Genomic DNA, 21,079 nt, shown 5'->3' with positions numbered 1-21,079 from the left:
CACCGCAAGGCACAGGTCCGGCCGCGTTACGGCGCTAGCTGCACGCGCCGGATCAATGCTCTGACAACGGGCAGCACCAGCGCCACATCCACCCCCTCCACCACCGTCAAGGTGATCCAGTAAGCCGATTGATCGCTTTTGAGCAGGTAGTAAATCTGTCTGAGCGGCCGTTCATTGGACTCGTACTCATAGAGCGTGTACCAGACGCCCTCTCCCTCTGCTGTGGTGAAACTGCCCCGAACACCGGTTACGAAATTGCCGCTGTCACTGCGCTTGCGGATGGCATCCTCAAGACGCCGCCATAACACGTGATTGCGCTCCCAGGCGCCAATTTTGAGCGCGGCCATAAAGTAGCTTTCCCGCTCTTCGATCTCACCCACCAGAATAAGCTCGCCCTCTTTCTCCTCAAGCTCAACGACCCGGACGGCCAGCGGTTCAGGCAAGGTCAACGACAGGCCAGGTGCCAAATTGGCGGTTGCCGCCCAGCTTCCCGCCGATAGCCCAACGAGCAACAGCCCCGATTGCAGCAGTACCACGGAGCGAGATAGCAGATAGCGAAAAATACAGATAAGCATTGCGTTGATGTTTGGTTGGCCCTGGCAGCGACGGGCGCCAGCCATGGCGGCGCGTCAGAAACGATAATTATTATTGTCCTGCGGCGGCTGGGCCACAGGCTCAGGTAAATCAACAAGTATGCCGATCTCAGCGCGTCGGCTTTCATTGAGTTTTACCCTCTTTTCCCCCATTTGGCAATCTCTGGCGGAAAACCGGTACTGAATCGTCCAGGTACTACGGGTTATTGTATTTCCACAAGGAAGGGCATGCTTTATCAGTAAAGGACTATAAGCAAAATGAACTCACGCAAGAAGACTATACTTCACAATAGCCATTCCCTGAGCTTCGAAAACCGAACAAACTTTCAAGGGTATGGAGGAAACTTCTCTCTAACTCGTCATCGTTAATAGCGGTAAAAAACCGCGTCGGAGTCTGTTGAATTGAACAAGACGTTTTGCACATTGGCTGTTTCTGTCACTACCTGTGTCTGTCAGGCACAGCCGGTGGATAACGACCTGTCAAAAATAACGCAGTTCGACATACCCGAAACGAGAGCGGACATTGCACTCACTGAGTTTGCCCGGCAGTCCGACCTGACCCTGATCGTGCCTTATGACCAGGTCATTTCGACACAAACCCGGGAGCTTGTGGGGTCTTACTCGCTGATTGATGCAGCCATCACCCTTCTGGAAGGTTCCGGCCTGCATCTGTCAATCAACCGCAATGGCCAGCTCTTTATACGAACGAATAACGATATAGAGGGAGAACATTCCATGTTCCTACAAAAAAACCAACTGTCACGGGCCGTCGTATTGGCCATGTCGTCACTCGCAGGGGCCCAGGCCGTTGCCCAGGACGCTCAACCCAATGGTCTGGAAGAAGTGCTGGTCACTGGCTATCGCGGCTCTCTGCTCAAGAGCCTTGAACAGAAGCGGGAGGCGGTGAACGTTAAAGAAACCATCATGGCCGAGGACATTGGTAAATTCCCCGACCTGAATATTGCCGAATCCATCCAGCGGGTTCCGGGGGTGGCCATCTCCCGCGAAGGAGGTGAAGGCCGCAACATTACCCTTCGCGGTTTCAGTCCCTCATTCACCCGTACCACTCTCAATGGTATGCAAGTGCCGGCCGGCAGTGACGGCCTGGACTCGGGAGGGGTGACGTTAAACAGTGGCCGGGCCTTTGACTTTCATGTATTTGCTTCAGAGCTGTTCAACCGGGTGGATATTCAAAAATCCACCACGGCGTCGATGGAAGAGGGCGGCATCGCTGGCACCGTGGACCTGTACTCGGCCAAGCCCTTCGACTACGAGGGCTTCAAATTTGCCACCTCCGTGCAGGGCGGTTACAACGACCTGAGCGAGAAGAGTGACCCCCGCATTGCCGTGATGGTGAGCGATACCTTCGCCGACGATACCTTTGGCGCTCTGCTCTCGGTGGCCTACTCCGAACGCACGGTTCGCCAGGAGGGCTTCGGTACCGTGCGCTGGACCACACCAGTGGCCACGAACAACACCTACCCCAGCGACGCCGATCCGGTAATCAACGGCACCCCCGATGTGGGCGACTGCGCCCTGAATGGTGAGTCGGTGGCTGACATCAACTGCCTGTGGAACCCACGCCTACCCCGGGCGGATTACTTTGGCAACGATCAGGAGCGGCTGGGCATTACCACATCGCTTCAGTACAAGCCCTCTGATAACGCGCTGATCAGCTTTGATGTGCTGCACTCGGAGTTGTCGAACCAACGTCTCAATTACAATTCCATGGAGTGGTTCCTCACTCACAACGAAGTGACGCCACTGGAAATCACAGTGCACCCCGATGGCAAACAAGTACTGGCGGGCACCTTTGATGATGTCGAGTCCTGGATCGAAAGCCGTGACCAGACCTCGGAATCCGACTTCAACCAGTATGTGCTCTCCGGTGAATTCGAGTTGAGCGACTCCCTGAGCCTGGATGCCATGCTCGGCAAAGCGACCAACGAGGCGGATCGTGAAGAGCTGCGCTTCTATTATATTTCGGAACCGCACGTCTACTCGTTTGATTTCAGCAATAACCCGCATGTTCCCGAAGTATCCTGGGGCGAGGGTTATGACTACTACGACCCGGCCAACTATCAGGTGACAACGGCTAACAACCGATCGAACTATGTTCGCAAGGAAAACCTGACGTCGAAGGTCGACCTGACCTTCACCCAGGACCGTTACTCGATCAAGACTGGCCTGGCCTACAACGACCGGGAAATCGAGTCGCGCCAGGGCGTCGGCAATTACCCGGATGCCTTTTCCGCCGTCGGTTATACCAAAGATTTCCCCATTGCCAACTTTGGTCAGGGGTTCGATGGGGAGCTGGTACCGTTTCCAGTGGCGGATTTCGGCGCGATTTACGACGACGGCATCGTCAATAAAGTCTACGAGGACGAGCTCAGCTCCGCGTGGATTGTCGGGGAGGAAACCCTGGCGGCGTACCTTGAGCTGGATGCGGACTTCGATGTAGGCGATATGTTGTTGCGCACCAATTTTGGGGTACGCGGCGTCAAAACGGATGTTACCTCCAAGGCCTGGCTGAACGGCAGTCCGGTTGAAGTCAAGCGGGATTACAAGAACTTCCTGCCATCCATGAACTTCGCTCTGGAAGTGACCGATGATCTGGTGACCCGATTCTCCTACGGTCAAACCATGACCCGCCCCAGTCTGGGTTCACTGAACATCGCGGGCCCCCAGTTCGGTTATACCACCCGAACGGTCAGCAACCTGGGCAACCCCGGTCTGGATCCGTACGAGTCGAACGATGTGGACCTGGCAGTGGAGTGGTACTTTGCCGAAGAGGCGCTGCTCGCAGCCACCTACTTCTACAAGAACGTGACCACCTCGCTGACGACGGACATCATTGAGAAATTCGTCGACCCCGAGTTCCATGCCGCGATTCTTTCGGACCCGGAATACGATGAGTCTTTCGATGCGGACCCACGAGAAGTGATGTATACCCACTTCATTCCTGTCAACGACACCGACGGGTTTGACGTGAAAGGTTACGAGCTGATTTACCAGCAGCCGTTCCGCTTCCTGCCCGGCAAGCTCTCCAACTTGGGTATCGTGACGAACTTTACTCACGTCACTGCGCAGGATATGACCGGCCTGTCGGAGAACTCCTACAACTTTACGATGTACTACGAGGAGGAGAACTACGGTCTTCGCCTCTCGGCCAACACTCGAGACGATTACCTCCTGAGTGAGCCGGGCGGCAACGGTCACGTTTCCGAGGTGAAGTACGGCCCCACCCATGTGGACTTCTCATCGTTCTACGACTTGAATGACAACCTGACCTTCACCCTTGAAGTGATCAACCTGACGGACGAGGAAGAGCGGATTTACGGTACCGGGGACGGCACCATGGACCTGACCCGCGAATACAACCACACCGGACGGCAGTTTTTCTTCGGTGCCCGCTACTCCTTCTAAGGCACACACTCGGCACCACAGGGAAGACGGTGCCCTTCATCGATTACATTGGTTGAGCAACTCCTGAGACGCTCAGTGCTTGGAGGCCGAAAGGCCTCCTTTTTTATGCCCGGCCTTTAAGCCAGGCGCCGCTGCGAGTGGGAAAGGCAGCGCTGCTGGGCACAGCGCTGGCGAGGGTAGAAAAACAGGAGGGGCTGGCCGGCAGCTACTGAACGGCGTCTTCGGCGAGCAAGGAAAGCACGACGGTGCCATCACCGGAGCGGCTATGGCCAATACGGAAGTTTTCTCGCAGGGCGAGCAACAGGCCATCCACATCCCCAGCCTTGTAGAGGCCAGCAATCCGGACGTCCGCAATGCGCTCATCGGCGATTTCGAAGGTCAACGGGGTGTAACGACTGACTTCTCCCAACGCCTCGCGCAGCGTCTCTCCGCGAAACACCAGGTTGCCTTCGCGCCAGGATAGGCGGTCATCAATGGTCGCCTTTTCCATGGGTTCGACCGGGGCAGGAAGACTGGCCCGAACCGACAACTTCTCGCCCTTGGCAAGCTCCTGCACCTCGGCGCCGTCATCATTGCTGGCTTGCTTGTTCAGGGTTTTTATTTTCACTCGCCCTTCAGTGACGATCACATCAAAGTTTTTCTCATCCATCAGGTAGACGTTAAAGGCTGTACCCACCGCTTCCACCACCTTATCGCCCGCTTTTACCCGTAGGGGGCGGTCGGGCTCGTGGGCGACTTCCACATGCAGCTCTCCGCGCATCAACTCCAGAAGGCGCTGCTCGTCGGTATAGACGACCGAGACCAGGGTATTCGTGTTCAGTAGCATCCGGGTACCATCGGGCAGATTCACCGTGGAGTGGGCGCCCACGCCGGTTTCGTAAATAGTGCTGTCCATGGCACTTCTCGCGGGCTCATCCATTGCCGTTGTCGGTGCCCAGGGCGATAACGGCGTCAGCACCCCCAAGGCGACAACCGCGACGAGCACCGACGCCGCCACGACCCAACCCACTGTCCGGGAGCGGTTAGCGCTGCGCTTCGGATGCACGGGCGGATCAAACAACTCCGAAAGAACCGACAGACTGTCCATCCGGTCCCACAGCTGCGCCGTTTCCAGTAAATGGTGCTTGTGGCGAGGGTGCTGCGCCAGCCAACGGTTCAGCGCCCCGGTTTCCGCCGCCGATAAACCACGATCAAGCCTCGTCACCCAGAGGCTGGCGTCTTCGGCCATTTGTTCTTCCGTTCTTAACGGATAGACATTACTCATGATATTCGCCCATGGCTCACCCGGGAGCCCCCATGCGATTCGGAAGAAACACTGTTCATATGCTGACGGCACCGACGAAGACCCGCTGCAATGTGTTTCTCAACCGTGTTTTCACTGATTTTCAGGCTCTCAGCGATTTCCCTCTGGGAGTAACCGTATACTTTTTTCAATACAAAAACGCGTCGGCACTGCAGCGGTAACTGGCGGACCGCCTCGCAGAACTGCTCAAACTCCTCCCTGGCCGAGACCTGTTGATACACTTCATCCGGTTCATTGTCTCCCACCTCCGGAAAAATCCCGTCGTCTTCCATACTGACGTTCATGCGGGTTTCCGCCCGCTTCAGGTGGTCCAACGCCAGATTGCGGGCCGTTCGGTACATGAACGAGCGCGGATGGCGTATCTCTTCGCTTTGCTTCACCGAGCAAATACGCACATACGTCTCCTGCACGATGTCCTCGATCTCTTTCGGGGGCACCAGGCGGGAGACGAGTCGAATCAACCCCTTTCTCACAGAGAGGTAAACGCTCTCCAAACCATCTTTATTTGTCATATTTATTGTCGCATTGTCACCGGATGCCCTGGCCGCTGCCGCGAAGCCAATGACCCATTAGTACTCTGGACGATTGGTTCGACGAAATCCGCCATTGAGCGAGCTCAAAACCTGCCTTTCCCATTCAACCGCAAGCCAATCCTTTCGCCAAGCGATTTCAACATGAAATTATAGGCGCCAACGAGCTGCTATACTGGCATTCAGTAGCCTCGGCGGAAGGGACCGCTTTGGCGCCTGACTTATTCTTGTCATATTTTTGTCATAAGGTGGGCGGCGTTATTTATGACGCAACAGGGTTACATGGTGTCCAACGCTTTCTTCAACCGCGAACTCAGCCTGCTTGAATTCCACAAGCGGGTTCTCTATCAGGCTTACGACCATTCGCTGCCGCTGATGGAGCGGCTGCGCTTTGTGTGCATATTCGCCACCAACCTGGACGAGTTCTTCGAGGTTCGTGTCGGCGGCCTGGTGGAAATGCTGGAGCTGAACGCATCCAGCCCCACGGGCCCCGATGGTCTGAGCCAGGAGCAGACCCTGGCCGAGGTGTCCGGGCGCGCCCATACCCTGGTGGACGAGCAGTACCGCATTCTCAACGACCAGTTGCTGCCGATGCTGCGCGATAACGATATCCGCGTGCTGCGCCGGGAGGAGTGGAACGAGGCCCAGGTGGCGCATCTCAAGCAAGTGTTCGAGACCGACATCCTGCCATTGCTCAGCCCCATCGGGCTGGACCCGGCCCACCCGTTCCCCCGCATCCTGAATAAGAGCCTGAATTTCATCGTCAAGCTCGACGGCAAAGACGCCTTTGGCCGGAATTCCGGACGGGCCATCGTTCAAGTGCCCCGCTCTCTCAACCATATGGTGGAACTGCCCCCGGAAGTGGGCGGTGAGGGCCGAACCTTTGTGTTCATTTCCTCGATCATTCACTATTTCATGGCAGAAATTTTTATCGGCATGACGGTGATCGACAGTTACCAGTTTCGCCTGACCCGCAACTCGGACATCTTCCTGGATGAGGAGGAAACCGAGGATTTGCTGCGCGCCGTTCAGGGCGAGCTGGTCTACCGCCAGTACGGAGATGAAGTCCGCCTGGAGGTAGCCGATACTTGCCCCAAGGAGCTTGAAGATTTCCTGGTCAAGCGCTGTGAAATCACCACGCGGGGCGTCTATCGCATCAACGGTCCGGTCAATATGAACCGGTTATCGGACCTGTTCGATCTGATCAAGGACAGCCGCTATTATTTTCCGCCGTTTGTGCAGGCCATGCCCAAGCTGCCCAAGCGCACCAACAGCTATTTTGCGGCCCTGAAAAAGCAGGACATTCTGCTGCACCACCCCTTCGACTCGTTTCACGCGGTGGTGGATTTTCTGCGCGAGGCGGCGTCGGACCCCAACGTACTGGCCATTAAACAGACGCTGTATCGCGCCGGCTCCAACTCCCCCGTAGTCGATGCCCTGGTGGCGGCCGCCAAAGCCGGCAAGGAGGTCACGGCTATCGTCGAGTTGCGCGCGCGCTTTGACGAGGAGCAGAACGTGGCCCTGGCTGAGCGCCTTCAACGCTACGGCATTCACGTCATTTACGGGGTGGTCGGGTTTAAAACCCATGCCAAAATGTTACTGGTGGCCCGCCGCGAGGAAGACAGTACCCTGCGCTACTACGTGCACCTGGGCACTGGCAATTACCACCCCAAAACCACCATGCTTTACACCGACTACGGCCTGATGACCAGTGACCGGACCATGGGGGAAGATGTCTACCGGGTCTTTCTGCAACTGAGCAGCATGGGCAAGGCCTCCAAAATGGAGTGCTTACTGTATGCGCCTTTCACGCTGCATAAAGGTATGGTGCGGCGTATTCGCGCCGAGAAAGAGAACGCTGAAAACGGAAAGCCCGCACGCATCATCGCGAAGATGAATTCGCTCTACGAGGAAGAGCTCACCAACGAGCTGTACGCAGCGGCGCGGGCCGGGGTGAAAATCGACCTGATCGTTCGCGGTATCTGTCAGCTCCGCCCCGGTATGGAGGGTCTTTCCGACAACATTCAGGTTCGCTCCATTGTCGGGCGCCTGCTCGAACACAGTCGGGTGTTCTATTTTGAGAACGACGGCAATCCGGAACTCTACTGCTCCAGCGCGGACTGGATGATTCGCAACATGTTCCACCGGGTGGAAACCTGCTTTCCCATCAAGCACAAGAAAATACGGGACCGGATTATCGAAGATCTGGAGCTGTATCTGGCGGACAATACCCACGCCTGGCTCCTTCAGTCCGATGGCAGCTATCAGCATTTACAGCCCAAAGGGGGCGAAGAGCCGATTGATTCGCAGGCGATTCTGTTGGAACGTTGGGCGGCACGGCAATTGACGCCGGTATAGATTTAGATTGGGTGGCGGATGCGCTTCGCTTATCCGCCCTACAAGAGTTTTCCCGTAAGGCGGATAAGCCTGCGCATCCGCCACCGCAGAAACGTCAGGCCGCTGTCAGGGTCAGCTCGTACCCGATATCTTTAAGGTAACCCGCCTCGCCTTCCAGGTCCGCCTGGGTCAGAGGATTGGCGTCCAGCCAGTTGCCCGGAATGGCCAAGGTCAACGCCTTGTCATCGGCCTTGAGCGACAGGGGAGGCAGTTCGGTTTTTTTCTGAGCCCGGTTAAAGATCACCGCCAGCCGTAACAGAATCGCCAGATGGACCAGATCGGTATTGTCCATGGGAAATTTCTTGGCGGGAAAGCGTTTGCGGTGTGCCAATGCCAACGCCGCCAACTGGGACTGCTCCGCCTTGGAACAACCGGCCAGGTCGACATTGTCGATGATGTAGGCACTGTGTTTGTGATAATCGGTGTGGGAAATGTCCAACCCAACGGTATACAGACGCGCCGCCCACCCGAGTAGTTTCGACGCCTCGTTCGGCTCCAGATTCCAGCCCTCGGCGACCGAGTCCACCAGATGGCGGGCCGTGGCTTCCACCGCTTGCGCCTTGCTCACATTGACGTGAAACCGCTTGGCAAGGGCATCGACACTTTCCTGCCGGATGTCACGGTTTTCCAGACGGCCTTTAAGGTCGTACAACAGCCCCTCGCGAAGCGCCCAGTCAGCGGCCTGCATGCTCTTCAAGCCAAGGCTTTCAAAAAGCGTCGCCAGAACAATCACGCCCCCGAGAAACACCGGTTCCCGATCGCTGGGCAGGCCTTTAAGGTTCAAGTCCAGCTTGCCGTGATCGCGGTAGGCCTTGATGATCTTCTCCAGGCCCTCGGCGGTCACATCACCGCCCGTCCAGCCGTTTTGTTCACAGACTTTGGCGGCGGCCTTGATGGTGCCGGAAGCGCCCAATACCTCTTCCCAGCCCCGCTCGGTGAACGCCTCCACCACCGGCGCCACTTCCTGCTGGCAAGCCACACGGGCCTTCTTGACCAGCTTGTCGGTGACCTTGCCGTCCAGGAAGAATCGCTTGGTCAAGGCCACACAGCCCATGCTCAGGCTTTCCTTCAGCTCTGGCAACATGCCCTGGCCCAGAATGATCTCCGTACTACCGCCGCCGATATCCACCACAATGCGGCGGCCCTCCCCCGGAGCGATGCAGTGGGCGACGCCCAGGTACACCAGGCGCGCTTCCTCCTCCCCGGAGATGATTTCCACCGGGTGACCGAGTCGGTTTTGAGCTTCACGCAAAAACTCGCTGGAATCGTGGATGCTGCGCAGGGTTTTGGTGCCCACAATTCGGACGCTGCGCGAGGGGTAGTCACGCAACCGTTCCCCGAAGCGCTCCAGACAGGCCAGGGCCCGATCGCGGACGTCATCATCGAGCCGGCCGTCTTCGGTCAGCCCCCAGCCCATGCGCACCGGCTCGCGCAGTTTGTCCAGCAGGGTCACCTGCTCGTTCTCCCAGCGGGCGATGATCATATGAAAGCTGTTGGAGCCCAGATCAATCGCCGCAATGTGGCTCGCGCGGGCGCCGAACAGGCGGGATAAGTTAAACATTCAATGGCCCTAGGCAGATTCTTCCAACTCTTCGCTCAAACTGAGCCAGGCTTCCTCGTACTCGTCCAGCTCCCCCTGAGTCTCGCCCTGAGATTTTAGCAGTTCCTGTAAACGCTGCTTGTTGGACTCCTCATAAATCGCCGGATCTGACAGCTCGGTTTCGATCGAACCCAGCGTGGCGTTGAGCTGTTCCATGCGACGTTCAAGCTTTTTCAGCTTGTCGGTCAACGGCTTGAGCTTGGCCCGGCGTGCGGCGGCTTCCTGTCGCTGCGCTTTTTTGTCCTGAGCCGGTGCGGGGGCGGCTGCGGCTTCGGCGGCGTTGTCCTCCTGCCGACGCGTCAACAGCCAGCGATAATAGTCGTCCAGGTCGCCCTCAAAGGCTTGCACCCGGCCATCCGCCACCAGCAGGAATTCATCAACGGTACTGCGCAGCAAGTGACGATCGTGTGACACCACCAGTACCGCGCCTTCAAAATCCTGCAGCGCCAAGGTCAAGGCCTGGCGCATTTCCAGGTCCAGGTGGTTGGTGGGCTCATCCAACAACAACACGTTGGGCTTTTGCCAGACAATCAGCGCCAGTGCCAGGCGCGCCTTTTCGCCGCCGGAGAAATGGGTGATGGGCTCGAACGCCATATCGCCCCGAAAATCGAACCCGCCCAGAAAATTGCGTACTTCCTGCTCTCGGGTTTCGGGAGACAGGCGCAGGATGTGTTGCGCGGCAGAGGCGTTAAGATCGAGCGCATCCAGTTGGTGCTGGGCGAAGTAACCGAGCTTGAAGTTGTCCCCGGTGTGGCATTCACCCCGTTTCAGCGACAATTCCCCCGCCAGGGTTTTGATCAGGCTGGACTTGCCCGCGCCGTTGGGGCCGAGCAGACCGATGCGGGTCTCAGGCAGAATCCCCAGGTTCACATTGGCCAGAACCGGCGCGGCTCCATAGCCGATATCCGCATCGTTGAGGTTGATCAACGGCCGGGACATTTTCCCGGAAGGCAGAAAGCGAAAGTTGAAGGGCGAATCCACATGGGCGGGCGCGATGGTTTCCATGCGCTCGATGGCCTTCAGGCGGCTTTGGGCCTGACGGGCTTTGTTGGCCTGAGCGCGAAAGCGCCGAACGTAGGCCTCCATATGCGCGATCTGCTCCTGCTGTTTCTTGAACGCGGCGTCCTGCTGGGCCAGCTTCTCGGCCCGCTGGCGCTCGTACGCCGAGTAGTTGCCCACGTACAGATTGAGCTTCGCCCCCTCGAGGGCGACGATACGATCCACGACGTTATCGAGAAAGTCCCGGTCATGGGAAATGATGATCAAAGTCCCCGGGTAGCGCAGCAGCCACTGCTCGAGCCAGAGGGTCGCGTCCAGGTCCAGGTGGTTGGTGGGTTCGTCCAGCAGCAACAGGTCCGAGGGACACATCAAGGCCTGAGCCAGGTTCAGGCGAATGCGCCAGCCCCCGGAAAAAGCGGAGACCGGTCGCCCCTCGTCGCCGGGCGCAAACCCCAGGCCGCTCAGTAGTTGCTGGGCGCGCGCCGGCGCCGAGTAAGCCTGGATGTTCTCCATCTCGGCATACAGTTTTGCGAGCCGCTCGCCATCGTGCTGCGCCTCGTCGATGGCCGCCTCCAGACGGCGCAACTCGGTATCGCCATCGAGCACGTAATCCACGGCGCTGCGGTCGAGGGTTTCCACCTCCTGGGCCATGTGGGCCACCCGCCACTGTCGGGGCATGTCCCACTGGCCGCCGTCCGCTTGCAGGCCGCCGAGCAACAGTTGGAAGAAGCTGGATTTGCCACTGCCATTGGGGCCGATCAGCCCCGCTTTCTGGCCGGGGAACAGCGTAAGGTCCGCGTGCTCGAGCAGAAACTGCCGGCCGCGTTGAAGAGAAACTTGCTGAAATTGGATCATGGCCGGTATTCTATCAGGTCTTATCGGGAGGGGGCTCACCCCCTCGCCCCCATTTAACCCCTTAACCAACCACGTCGAAGGAACGCGACTGTGAATCTCGCCCGACTCAATACCCATTTATGGGACTTCTCCCTCGGACTGTACAAACGGCCCGGAGTGGAGACGCTGTGCCTGTCCCTTCAGGACGGCTGGGGGGCGGATGTGAACATACTGCTGTGGCTGTGCTGGCTGGAGAAGGAGGGCCTGGCGATCAACGAGACCCGCTTGCGCCTTGCCCAGGCCTATATCGCGCCCTGGCGCACTGAAGTCGTCGAGCCCCTGCGGCGAATGCGCCAACACATCAAACGCCACTACGGCACCCGGGACCCCGCCGTGGAAGCCAGCCGCCAGGCCATCAAGGCCGCCGAGTTGAACGCGGAACACGCGGTACAAGAGCGGCTGGAAAAGCTCGCCCGCACCTGGCTCGGAAGCGGGCAGCGTACGCGGATACTGCCCGGCGCCAACCTGAGCGTCTACGCCCGGCTGCTGTCTTTACCGGATGAGAAAGAGCAGGAAATGCGCCAACTGTTATTGACCCGTTAAACGGTTTTTTCCGATGACCTCATCAAAAAAAACGGGAGGCTTTCGCCTCCCGTTTTGATTTCAGCATCGCTGTCGATCAGAACTTGTCGTCACTGTTAAAGAAGTCCCGACCGAACAGGCTGCCGGACGAGGGCCGATCAGATACCGGCTCCGCCTTGGGCTTGTCCTTATCCTCAGGCTCCACCAGGTGTGTACTCTGATGCCCCGGGACCGGTGGGGTCGGACGCTCCTTTTCGACCGGAGGCGCTTCGGGGTTACGATCAACGCCTGAGCCGGTCTCACTGGTAGAGCCCGGTGCGGGGGGGGTCGGTTCGGGCTTGGGAGCAGCCTTGGGAGCCCGCTTTTCGGTCGCTGTCGGCTTTTTGCTTTGCGCGACTGCACTGGTGGAGGACGCGGCGCTGGCTTTCGTACCGGTCGATGCCTTTTTAGCCGGCGCCTTCTTGGCCGTCGTTTTCTTGCTGGCGGCTTTCTTCGCGGTGGAGGTCTTGCTTGCCGCCTTTTTGGCCGTCGTCTTCTTAGCGCTCGCCTTTTTGGCGGCCGCTTTGCTGGTTGTTTTCTTGGTGGCTGCCTTTTTGGTACCGGCTTTTGTCACAGAAGCCTTTTTAGCCGCTGCTTTCTTGGCGGTGGTCTTCTTGGCCGTTGCTTTCTTGGCAGTGGCTTTTTTCGCGGTCGCTTTTTTGGCTGTGGCCTTTTTCGAAGCGGCCTTCTTACTTGCTCCCGGGCTTTTGCTTGCCGCTTTTTTACGGGTCGTGCGCTTGCTGCTGGCTTTTTTCTTCAGCTTCTTCTCAACCGCTTTGGTGGCCTTTTTGATTTCACGGGCCAGTTGGTCTGCCTGCTTCTTATCCGCTTTGGCAGCCTCGTGAACCTGCTTGGCCGCATCCAGCGTTGTCTGTGCAGCATCTACCACCTTCTGCTGGGCGGTCACCGCCTCAGAGGCCTTGCTCAGACGCTGGCGGGAGGCGGCGGTTTTGGATTTCACTTTGCCGGCGGCGACCTTCTTGTTCCGGAGCGTTTTCAATTTGCGCTTGGCGGTGTCCAGAGTCTTTTTAGCCTGGGTCACCTCTTTCTCGGCTTGGGTCAGTTTTTTGGCGCGAGCCTGGTCCAGCTGCCCCTGGACTTTTTCGACCTGCTTCTCAAGGTCGGTCACGCTGACGGTAGCTTTTTTCTTGGCGGCCATAGTGAAATTCCTGTGCAGTTGGAGAGTGAACGATTACCAGCGAAAACAGCTGACGTTATTGTAGTATCGTCTGGCAAAAATGTGTATGGCAGCACAGTAATTTACGCGCGTTTAGCAAAAAATTCGATGGTTTGGCGCCGTTTGCGGAACCTAAAGCCGCATTTGTGGACAAACGGGGTCCTCAGACGGTGCAATCTCACCGCAAAAAGCGCCCATTTCGCCGCTCACTTGGGGTACCATGGAGCGCCTGGAAATGAACCGCCTGTGATTTGGGCAGACTGACAAACCACTATAAAAGAAGGTGCAACGCATGAAACGCAATGTACGAATGCTCGCGGGATTACTCGGTGCCACGGCCATTATGGTCGGCTGTAGCCAGTCGGAACCCGAACAAGAGCCCGTCAAACTGGAAACCCTCGAACAGAAGGTCAATTATGTTTTCGGCACCAACCTGGCCGAGAACCTGGAGCAAGGTGGCGTGACCATCGAGCCAGAAGCCTTTGCCCTGGCCCTGCGCGACAAGCGCGATGGCAATGAGCCGCGCTTGAGCGAAGAAGAAATGCGCGAGGTGATGAAGCAGTTCCAGGAACAGGAAATGGCTCGCCGGGAAAAAGAGCAGAAAGCCGAAGCGGAAGCCAACGAGAAAGAGGCTCAGACGTTCTTCGCCGAGAACGCGGAAAAAGAAGGCGTAATGGAAACCGAGAGCGGCCTGCAGTACAAGGTGCTTGAAGAAGGTGAAGGCGCCAAGCCCAGCGCGGACGACACTGTGACTGTGCACTACCGCGGTCGCCTGCTCGACGGCACCGAGTTTGACAGTTCCTATGAGCGCGACCAACCCGCCACGTTCGCACTGAACAGCGTCATTGCCGGTTGGACCGAGGCGCTTCAGTTGATGCGAGTAGGCTCAAAGTATGAACTGTACATTCCGGCCGAACTGGCCTACGGCCCCGGCGGCAACGGCCCGATTCCTCCCAATTCCGCTCTGATTTTTGAAGTCGAGCTGTTGGAGATCGGTGAAAAAAGCGCCTCCGGTGACGCTGCAGCCGAGTCGGACAGCGCCAGCGAATAACCACCGCCGGGCCGACCGATTCGACAAAAAAGCCGCTTCTAGAAGCGGCTTTTTTTATGACTGGAATAATTGACGGGCTCAATAACTGAGGTCGTGTACAAAGCCGTCCGAGCTGAGTGCTCGATAAAGGTCCGGATCGTCCGTGAAAGCCAAATCCACCACCGACACTGATACCGGATGAAACGACTTGCGCTTGGGCAGCCGCCAGCTGAAAGCCAACTGTTGTCCTTCAATATCCCACAAGTCCACCCGGCCGGTGGGCTGGCCCGTCAGTAGCCAGGCACCGTCGTCGCTGAATCGGGCGCTGGTGATTTGGGTCCCCCGGCGCACATGTTCCTCATCGAGGGGCAGTTCCCACACCATCTGTCCGTCAGCGTCCCAAAGCTTCGCCCGCTCGTAGCGGCCGGAGGACAGCAGGATGCTGCCGTCCGGCGCCATGGCGACGAGTTCAATGGGAGACTCATGTTGCTGATGAGCAATGGATTCACCGGTGCGGGTATTCCACAGCGTCACCGTGCCGGCATCGGAACCGGTCAGCGCACGTTCGCCGTCAGCACTAAGCGCAACGGCGCCCACACGGTCGCTGTGTTCCAGGTTGCGGATAATCCCTCCACGCTGAACGTTGTACAGCGAGGCCCGGTGATCCGCCAGGCCCAGGAGTGCCCTTTCACCATCGGGACCGAGCTGACTCGCGAGGATTTCTGTCGGGCTGCTCCAGTACTGCTGAGCCTGACCGCTTTCACGGTTCCACAATACGAGGGTGCGCTCATCAGTGGTAAGCACGTATTTATTATCGGGGGAGAAGCTGGCGGTGGTCAGCAATGTAAAGCTGTCCGCCTTGTGGTTCCAGTTGTAGAGGCGCTCCCGGGAGTCAAGCTCCCAGAGGCTGCCACCGTGATAGCCGGAACCAACGGCCGCCCAACCACCGTTCCAGGAGAGCGCGCCAGACTGGACGCTGCGCGCCGCCACTTCGAGACTGGCTGAGGGTTCGGCTCCGCGCTCACAACCGGAGGTGAGCCCCAGCGTCAGCAGCAATGTGGCGACACCCGCGCGGGACGAAAGCGCGCGGGCATCAGAAAGGTAAGAGTGACCCATGAAGGCTACGCCTCGCTCACGCAAAGCGGCGACGGGGTCGCCGCGGGCATCAGGCCACCAGGTCCTTATGTGCGGTATGCAATACCGCAATCATCCGGTCCTCGGCGGTAAATCGGGTTTCCAGGGTTTCACCCAGAAATGAGAGATCCCGGTCCAGGGTCTCAAGGTCATCCGTTTCCAGATACTTGTCATTGAAGTCGAGCACTTCCTGAGTGGTCTGGTCGACAAGCGCAAACAATTTACTGGCTTCCTGGAGCGCGTCTTCGTCATCGAATTCGCGACCTTCTTTTACCAATTGGTCGTACACCTCAAAATGACCGGCCGAGACGTAGTCAACCATAACCTCACACAGATGACGCAACCTGGCTCCACGGGCTTGGTCATCAGCCTGCGGTGCCTTGAGTGCACTGAGCTCACAAAAATTCACCAGCATTTTACGTCGCTCTTCGAGCCAGCGATCGATGATGGTGCTCACACCACCCCAGCGCTCTTTTGCGTCTTTACAATTGTCCAACATAGCCAGTCCTTACAACAGAAGATAAATCATTTCAGCGCCATTAGCGCCGACGCAACACCTGCCAGAGATGGAGCAACCCCAATCCAATAAAACCGATCAGTGTCCAGCCCGGAATACTGAGTCCGAACAGCGACCAGGCCACTTCCGCGCAGTTGCCATCGCCAGTCAACATCACCCGCAGGGCGTCCATAAACGGGAAGGTGTCGAGAATGTATTCTACCCCAGGACCGCAGGCGGGAACCTGATCTTCCGGCAAACCCTGCAACCAGAGCTGCCGACTCGAGACCGCGCCACCTGCCACGGCGGAGAGCAACCCGAGGGTACCGTATACGACTCTGCCGACTCTCCCCGGGTGGTGCAACAACGCCAGCAGTGCCCAGAAACCCACAAGAATCACAAAAATACGCTGACTTACACACAGCGGGCAGGGTTCCAACCCCATGGCGTGCTCCATATACAACGCCACCGCCATCATCGCCACGACAGCAAGCACGATCAGAAGGTTGGTGAAACGGACGGTCAATGGCATAGTCTGTTCTCTTATGGCTGTTAGGCTACAATGGTACGCAAAAACGCACCAGCTGCGCTACCGTTTGGTGCACACTGGGGCTACACCCGGCCCAGAGCGATTCACAGGTATTCGATGATGTTACAACCCAACCGTTCCGCACGTGGCAACGCCTTTATGCACTTTTGGGGCCCAACCCTCATGGCCACCCTCCTCGCTTTGACGCTGGCCTCGGTCGCAATGGCTCAGGAAGAGGACGACGCGCAAGGGCAGATCTATATCCCCCTGAGCGAGCCGTTGGTGGTCAATTACGGCGGTCCCGGTCGACTGAAGTACCTCCGGGCGGAAATTTCCATTCGGGTGCAGGACAGCTCCGATGCCGGCGTCATCCGCCACCATATGCCACTGATTCGTCACAAGATGGTGATGTTGTTCAGCCGCCAGGGCGAGGAGACGGTGAACACTCAGGCCGGGCGTGAGCAACTTCGCCAGATGGCGCTCACCGAGACCAATGAGGCGCTCACTCAGGAAGAGGGGCGTGAAGGAATTGCCACCGACCTGGTCTTTCGCAACTTTGTGGTCCAACGCTAGCGTTTATGGTTCAACCATAAACCACAGGGTTCAGCGCCAGCTCTCTCAACGCGAAGCTAGCGAGCCGATTCGGTGGTCGTCCCCATGCAGCCGCAATCCTCATATTGGGCATAGTAGGCTGCCAGATAATCTTCGAAACTGCCGGTATCGGCGGCTTCGATCGCTCTCTGGTCCTCCAGTGACCGCTGCGCCATCTGCGCAAAGCGCTCCTGCGTCTCCGGGTCCAGGGGGCGCTTCAGGAACTGCTCCCGATGACGCTCGGCAATCGACATGCCGTGGCGGAAAAAAGTCAGCCCGTCTCGTCGCATCTCCTCAAGCACCCGCGCCGAGGGCGTCAAACCGGGATCGGTCAGTTTGGCCCGCTGGGCGTCAACGGCGCGCCGGAAATGACCATCACCATCGGCCTGATCCAGCGGTGCCGCGCAATCGCGCATGTCCGACAACAACACCTCGGCCCACTCGACCATACTGACCTCTTCTTCCCCACGACACAGAGTCAGGCCAGGTTCGCGCCCGCGGTAGACGATACGCGCCTGGTTCTCCTGAATGTTGCGGTACTCCAGGTTATGGGTCTGCGGGCTGGGGGCCAACAGGCAGTAAAGCAGAAACGCGTCCAGGAAGTGGATCTGCTCGGCGCTGATGCCCAGCGGCTCGTAGGGGTTGAGGTCGACACAGCGCACTTCGACGTATTCGACACCTCGCAACCGGAGCGCCTGCAGAGCGGTTTCGCCGCGGCGGGTGGTGCGCTTGGGGCGCACACTGCTGTAGAACTCGTTTTCGATCTGCAGCAGGCTGGTATTGAGCTGTTGGTAGTGCCCCTCCGCGTCCGTGAGGCCGATTGCCTGGTAATCAGCGTGGGGCTGGGTAATGGCGCCACAGAGCGTTTTCAGGTAAGTAGACAGATCGTTGTAGCAGACAATCATCCGCTGCTGGGCATCGCTCTGATAACCCAGATCGCCCATCCGCAGGGAGGTGGCATAAGGCGCGTGCAGTGTGTGCTCATCGCCCTCGAACGGCTGCAGTTTGTGCTTACGCCCACGTACGAAGGACCGACACACTGCCGGCGCCGCGCCAAAGAGATATATGAGCAGCCAGGAGTAACGGCGGAAGTTGCGGATCAGATCAAAGTAACGCTGGGTTTTGAAATCCTGCAGACTTTGGCCATCCCCCTCCTGCGATTGCAGTTCACGCCAGAACGCATCGGGCAGGGAGAAATTGTAGTGGACCCCCGCAATGGTCTGCATGACTTTACCGTAACGGTAGGCAAGCCCCCAGCGGTAGACGGTTTTCATCTTGCCGCTGTTGGAGCTGCCGTAACGGGCTACGGGAATCCCCTCTTCCCCTTTGAGCGCGCAGGGCATGCTGGTGGGCCACAGCACATTGTCCTTGAGCACGCTGTAGGTGTAGCGGTGGATGTCATCCAACTGCCCCAACAGCGCCGAGACGCTGGTAAAGGGCTCGGTGATGAACTCCAGCAGCGCTTCACTGTAGTCGGTCGTGATATGAGGATGCGTAAGGGCCGAGCCCAGGCCGTGCGGGTGCTCGTCCTGAGCCAGGTCGCCGCCGGAGGTGACCCTCAGGCTTTCCTTTTCCACGCCGCGGCGAATACCGCCCAGCGTCTGGTTGGCCGCCGACGCAAAGTGCGTCAGGAGATGACGGAAGTGTTCGGTATGGGACAAGATTGACTCCTCTACAGCACCGCCCGGTCGGTACTGAAAACGCTTAATCTTCCGCCGATGAGGCGGACTCGGATGGCTCGGGCGATGTCTCCGACGCCGGGTCGGCTTCTTCAGCCGGGACGGGCTTCACTTTCGCTCGCGGAGTCGGCATATCATCCACCGCCAGGACCGGCAGGCCGCGCTCGTCAGCCTGACAGGGCAGAATGCGAATCCGCTGCTCGAAATCCTTGGCACTCACCTCCACCTTGAGGTTAATCGCTTCGTCCTTGTGGGGCGTTTTGTAGAGGGCGCCGCGGTCTCGCCCATCCAGCCAGTCCTTTTGTTTACCCAGAAAATAGCCTTGCTGATTGCGCAGAATGTAGAGCTCTGTCATTGATCACCTTGCGTTCGTCACTCAACGTCTTTAGACGGAGGGGCGTGCGGAGAAAAGTGGGGCGCCAGCCTCCGCTGAAACCGGAATTGTTCAGTGTTAGCGCCGGGAGTGCAAGGGATTTTTACCACCGGGCAGGCCCAACCGACTTGCGACCTAACCCATATGGGGGATGCCCCAGGGCCAGGGATGGATTAGAGTCAAATAAGGATTTTAGCGACACTCTGCCTGGAGCCGCTCCCCAGCGCCGACGGCGACCCGTTCGGACAGGAACTCCGTACCGCCCTCCCCTGACCATACTGGAGCCAGATCATGCGTGCACTCTTTCAAACTCTGCTGGTAACCCTCGCCCTGATGACACTGGCCGCCTGTGGCGGTGGTAGCGAAGACGATAGCTCACCCCCACCGACCGACAACGACGGGGGGAATACCAACGATGACGATGGCGGCGATAGCACCGACGACGACAATGGCGATGGCAACGATGGCGAGCCTACTGAGGGAAGCCGCACCGGTACTTTCATCGACAGCGCCGTCGCCGGCGTGACCTTTACCAACGAGCCCAGCGGTATCACCGGCCTCACCGACCCCCAGGGCCGTTTTGGCTTCGAGCCCGGCGACACGGTTACCTTCTCGATTGGTGACCTGAGTCTGCCGCCGACGACCGCACGGGGCCTGGTGACGCCGCTGACCCTCGCCGGAACGGACGACCCGGAAGACACAGTGGCGACCAATATCGCACGTCTGCTGCAAACCCTGGACTTTGATGGAGACCCCGACAACGGCATTCAGGTTGCCGGCGGTGCCGCTGAGGCCGCTACCGATGTTGATTTCGCCGCAGACGATTTCGATGAGCAGGTCGCCACCCTGGTCGCCAACTCGGGCAGCACTACAACGACCCTGGTCACCGCCGAGGCAGCCCGGACACACCTGGCGGAATCACTGGATCAAGCGCGCACCTCGATTCTGGGCAGTTGGTATTACGTGGACACTTCCACTGAGAACGTCGAGGATCAGTTTGTGATCGTTCTGACCGTCATGGCCGACGGTCGCGTCGCCCTGTTCAACGACGAAAACGAGCCAGAGACCGATGGTTTTGAAGTGGGGCACTATGACTGGAACATCAACACGGGCCGTTTCACGGTGACGGACGTCAGGGATTACAACGACGACATCGGTCTGGCCGGCAGTAGCTGCGCGTCCGAGGAAGACAGTCTGTACACCATCGATATCGCCAAGGGCGCCTCGGTGGGCGAGGATACTCTGCTACTCGGTTCCGATACCAACGTGGGCGAAGGCTGCGACACAGAGGGTGATGGAGCCGAAGTGATTGAATTCCAGCGCCTGTACAGCGATACCGACGGCCTCGTGGGCACCTGGAAGCTGGAAGACGCCGACGAATTCATTCTGCTTCACCTGCTGGCCGATGGCATGTTCGCTTACCTGGAAGAGGATACCGACCCGGAAACCCCGTCAGCCGGCATCGAGCGCGGCACCTACAGCATTGACGACGAGACCGACGCCGTCACCTGGACCGTGGTCACCGACACCAACGGTGACAGCGGCTTCTCTCACCCCTGTCCGAACCTGGCCGCCGGGGAAACCGGCTGCGGCCCCAATGGTGAGGAGGTCGAAGAAACCCTGACCTTTGACGCCGAGAACGATACCCTGGTGTTTGTGGCCGAACTCGACACCATTGACAACGGCGGCGTCGAGGAGCCCGAACAATTGCAACGAGTGGGCCCGACCGGCGTGGAGGTCGGCACCGACAACTGAGCCGACTTCCCC

17 protein-coding genes are annotated in these 21,079 nt (G+C 58.5%); 6 read left to right on the top strand and 11 right to left on the bottom strand.

Translation table 11 applies throughout. The features are described from left to right. Nucleotides 1–26: 26 nt before the first annotated feature. The gene (locus G547_RS0100855) at nt 27–620 is read right to left on the bottom strand and encodes a hypothetical protein (RefSeq protein ID WP_027328232.1); all 594 of its coding nucleotides are present in this window, start codon (nt 618–620) and stop codon (nt 27–29) included. 375 nt (nt 621–995) lie between these two features. Between G547_RS0100855 and G547_RS0100850 the strand changes: the two genes are divergently transcribed. Continuing rightward, the gene (locus G547_RS0100850) at nt 996–4,019 is read left to right on the top strand and encodes a TonB-dependent receptor (RefSeq protein ID WP_211224466.1); all 3,024 of its coding nucleotides are present in this window, start codon (nt 996–998) and stop codon (nt 4,017–4,019) included. A gap of 205 nt (nt 4,020–4,224) precedes the next feature. On the opposite strand, the gene G547_RS19425 is transcribed toward G547_RS0100850, so the two are convergent. Both G547_RS19425 and G547_RS0100840 read right to left on the bottom strand, forming a co-directional pair. Continuing rightward, nucleotides 4,225–5,283, bottom strand: a complete 1,059-nt coding sequence (locus G547_RS19425) for a FecR family protein (RefSeq protein ID WP_084645503.1) — start codon at nt 5,281–5,283, stop codon at nt 4,225–4,227. Beyond that, nucleotides 5,280–5,834, bottom strand: a complete 555-nt coding sequence (locus G547_RS0100840) for an RNA polymerase sigma factor (RefSeq protein ID WP_027328230.1) — start codon at nt 5,832–5,834, stop codon at nt 5,280–5,282. Before G547_RS0100840 ends, G547_RS19425 begins: the two co-directional genes overlap by 4 nt. Nucleotides 5,835–6,116: 282 nt before the next feature. Between G547_RS0100840 and ppk1 the strand changes: the two genes are divergently transcribed. Continuing rightward, complete coding sequence (ppk1, locus tag G547_RS0100835; protein ID WP_027328229.1) at nt 6,117–8,210, top strand: polyphosphate kinase 1; 2,094 nt, start codon at nt 6,117–6,119, stop codon at nt 8,208–8,210. Between the two features lie 94 nt (nt 8,211–8,304). On the opposite strand, the gene G547_RS0100830 is transcribed toward ppk1, so the two are convergent. Continuing rightward, nucleotides 8,305–9,810 carry a Ppx/GppA phosphatase family protein gene (locus tag G547_RS0100830; RefSeq protein ID WP_027328228.1) on the bottom strand — a complete coding sequence of 502 codons (1,506 nt, stop codon included), beginning with the start codon at nt 9,808–9,810 and terminating at the stop codon, nt 8,305–8,307. 9 nt (nt 9,811–9,819) lie between these two features. After that, a complete protein-coding gene (locus G547_RS0100825) occupies nt 9,820–11,703 on the bottom strand; it encodes an ATP-binding cassette domain-containing protein (RefSeq protein WP_027328227.1) in 1,884 nt (627 codons plus the stop codon). A gap of 90 nt (nt 11,704–11,793) precedes the next feature. On the opposite strand from G547_RS0100825, the gene G547_RS19420 reads away from it, so the two are divergent. Continuing rightward, nucleotides 11,794–12,285 carry a TIGR02444 family protein gene (locus G547_RS19420; protein ID WP_051234517.1) on the top strand — a complete coding sequence of 164 codons (492 nt, stop codon included), beginning with the start codon at nt 11,794–11,796 and terminating at the stop codon, nt 12,283–12,285. A 76-nt stretch (nt 12,286–12,361) separates the two neighbouring features. Here G547_RS19420 and G547_RS23270 read toward each other — a convergent pair whose 3' ends face one another. Further along, nucleotides 12,362–13,462 (bottom strand): histone H1-like repetitive region-containing protein, encoded by a 1,101-nt coding sequence (locus tag G547_RS23270; protein ID WP_027328226.1) that lies wholly within the window; start codon nt 13,460–13,462, stop codon nt 12,362–12,364. A 310-nt stretch (nt 13,463–13,772) separates the two neighbouring features. On the opposite strand from G547_RS23270, the gene bamJ reads away from it, so the two are divergent. After that, nucleotides 13,773–14,531, top strand: a complete 759-nt coding sequence (gene bamJ, locus G547_RS0100810; protein WP_027328225.1) for a BamJ family beta-barrel-assembly machinery protein — start codon at nt 13,773–13,775, stop codon at nt 14,529–14,531. Between the two features lie 78 nt (nt 14,532–14,609). Here the strand turns inward: bamJ and G547_RS0100805 are convergent, their stop codons facing one another. From G547_RS0100805 to G547_RS0100795, 3 genes are read right to left on the bottom strand one after another with little or no spacing between them, the layout of a single operon-like run. Then, nucleotides 14,610–15,626, bottom strand: coding sequence for a WD40 repeat domain-containing protein (locus tag G547_RS0100805; RefSeq protein WP_051234516.1), 1,017 nt, complete (start codon nt 15,624–15,626; stop codon nt 14,610–14,612). 49 nt (nt 15,627–15,675) lie between these two features. Then, nucleotides 15,676–16,143 carry an Rsd/AlgQ family anti-sigma factor gene (locus tag G547_RS0100800; RefSeq protein ID WP_027328223.1) on the bottom strand — a complete coding sequence of 156 codons (468 nt, stop codon included), beginning with the start codon at nt 16,141–16,143 and terminating at the stop codon, nt 15,676–15,678. Between the two features lie 40 nt (nt 16,144–16,183). Further along, nucleotides 16,184–16,672, bottom strand: coding sequence for a disulfide bond formation protein B (locus tag G547_RS0100795; protein ID WP_027328222.1), 489 nt, complete (start codon nt 16,670–16,672; stop codon nt 16,184–16,186). 180 nt (nt 16,673–16,852) lie between these two features. Between G547_RS0100795 and G547_RS0100790 the strand changes: the two genes are divergently transcribed. After that, nucleotides 16,853–17,242, top strand: a complete 390-nt coding sequence (locus tag G547_RS0100790; protein WP_051234688.1) for a flagellar basal body-associated FliL family protein — start codon at nt 16,853–16,855, stop codon at nt 17,240–17,242. Between the two features lie 56 nt (nt 17,243–17,298). On the opposite strand, the gene gshA is transcribed toward G547_RS0100790, so the two are convergent. Together gshA and G547_RS0100780 are read right to left on the bottom strand one after the other, a co-directional pair. Then, nucleotides 17,299–18,921 carry a glutamate--cysteine ligase gene (gshA, locus tag G547_RS19415; RefSeq protein ID WP_084645499.1) on the bottom strand — a complete coding sequence of 541 codons (1,623 nt, stop codon included), beginning with the start codon at nt 18,919–18,921 and terminating at the stop codon, nt 17,299–17,301. Nucleotides 18,922–18,964: 43 nt separating this feature from the next. After that, nucleotides 18,965–19,294 carry a hypothetical protein gene (locus G547_RS0100780; protein WP_027328220.1) on the bottom strand — a complete coding sequence of 110 codons (330 nt, stop codon included), beginning with the start codon at nt 19,292–19,294 and terminating at the stop codon, nt 18,965–18,967. A 309-nt stretch (nt 19,295–19,603) separates the two neighbouring features. Between G547_RS0100780 and G547_RS0100775 the strand changes: the two genes are divergently transcribed. Next, entirely contained in the window at nt 19,604–21,067 is a 1,464-nt protein-coding gene (locus G547_RS0100775; protein WP_027328219.1) for a hypothetical protein, read from the top strand. Nucleotides 21,068–21,079 lie beyond the last annotated feature (12 nt).

Origin of the sequence: Marinimicrobium agarilyticum DSM 16975 (genome assembly GCF_000423345.1) — a bacterium.
Taxonomy (GTDB): domain Bacteria; phylum Pseudomonadota; class Gammaproteobacteria; order Pseudomonadales; family Cellvibrionaceae; genus Marinimicrobium; species Marinimicrobium agarilyticum.
Note: the sequence above shows the minus strand (reverse complement) of the source record. Positions and strands in the feature narration are given on the sequence as shown.